This is a genomic window from Bradyrhizobium sp. (assembly GCF_049586575.1).
GTDB lineage: Bacteria > Pseudomonadota > Alphaproteobacteria > Rhizobiales > Xanthobacteraceae > Bradyrhizobium.
In genome coordinates, this window is the sequence record NZ_JBAVCF010000019.1 from 1 (window position 1) to 1,502 (window position 1,502).

Annotated in this window: 2 protein-coding genes; both read right to left on the reverse strand. The window is 64.0% G+C overall.

The window, feature by feature from the left end; translation table 11 throughout:
• Window positions 1–210 (reverse strand): GlcG/HbpS family heme-binding protein (locus WB528_RS00630; protein WP_423886501.1); only part of this gene is annotated, 210 nt, incomplete at its 3' end.
• A gap of 30 nt (window positions 211–240) precedes the next feature.
• On the reverse strand, window positions 241–1,502 hold a 1,262-nt coding region (locus WB528_RS00635; RefSeq protein ID WP_423886502.1), incomplete at its 5' end, for a (Fe-S)-binding protein.

Here is a 1,502-nt window from a genome sequence, read left to right on the forward strand (position 1 = left end):
CGAGCCCATGCCCATCGCGAGCGCGCCAAAGGCCTTGCCATGCGCAATTTCAGCCCGCAGCAGGCTGGTGCCGTCCTGCGCGGCGGTGACCTTCACCGCGCCGCGCGCGTCGAGGATGGTGATGACCAGCGGCTTCAGTTTCTTCTCGACGGCTTTTGCAAGCGCGGCATCGAGGATCTTGCGGGCAACGTCGAGGCTCAGTTCAGACATGAAAGGTTCCTTGTTTGCATAAGAAAGGATTTACGATTTTAAGCGCGCCCCGTCGAGACTCATCGCGAGTGCGCGGGCGACGTGAAGGGCGGTGCGTTCCGTGCCGTCCCTGATCTGATGGCGACAGGAGGTGCCGTCGGCGATCACGAGCGTGTTCGCGTCGGTGCGTCGCACGGCGGGCAGCAGCGAGAGTTCGGCCATCTCGATCGAGGTGTCGTAGGTGTCCGCGCCATAACCGAATGCGCCGGCCATGCCGCAGCAGCTTGATTCGATGGTCTCGACTTTCAGATTCGGAATGAGACGAAGCGCCTGTTCGACCGGTTTGAATGCGCCAAAGGATTTCTGGTGGCAATGGCCGTGCACGACCGCTGTCTCCGCGATCGGCTTCAGCGGCAGCGAAAGACGCCCCGCGCCGGCTTCGCGCACCAGAAATTCCTCGAACGTCAAAGCGTGCGCGCTGACGGTTTTCGCCGTCTCGTCCGAGCGCAGCGATACTAGTTCGTCGCGCAAGGTCAGGAGACAGCTTGGTTCGAGGCCAACGATCGGCACGCCGCGCGCGGCGAACGGCGCGTAGGTCGCAACCAAACGATCAAGCTCCGCGCGGGCGTTATCGACAAGACCTGCCGAGAGGAAGGTGCGTCCGCAACACAGGGGACGTCCACCGCCTGATGGCTTCGGGACATGAACGCGGTATCCGCCGGCGACCAGCACCTGCAGCGCCGCTTCGAGATTTTCCCGCTCGTAGGTGCGATTGAAGGTGTCGGCGAACAGAACGACCTCGTGTCCATCGGTCGGGCCGAATACTTCGCCATCGGGCGCGAACACGTCACGCCGCCATTCCGGCAGCGTGCGTTGCGCGCTGATGCCCGCGACGCGTTCCAATATCCTGCGTAGCAGGTTGCTCCGGTTCCGCCAGTTGGCGAGCGGCGCGAGGCGCGAGAACAGCGGCGCATAGTGGGGCAGGAAGCCGACGAGCCGGTCGCGCAAGGAAAGGCCGTGTTTGGCGTAGCGCGCCGCGAGCACCTCGATCTTCATTCTGGCCATATCGACGCCGGTCGGGCATTCGTGCCGGCAGGCCGTGCAGGACACGCAAAGCTTCATCGTGTCCATCATTTCGTCGGAGGCGAGCGCGTCGGCACCCAACTGGCCGGAGATCGCGAGCCGAAGCGTGTTGGCGCGGCCGCGCGTGACGTCCTTTTCGTTGCGCGTGGCGCGATAGGAGGGGCACATCACGCCGCCTTCGAGCTTTCGGCAGGCGCCGTTGTTGTTGCACATCTCGATCGCGCCCTGAA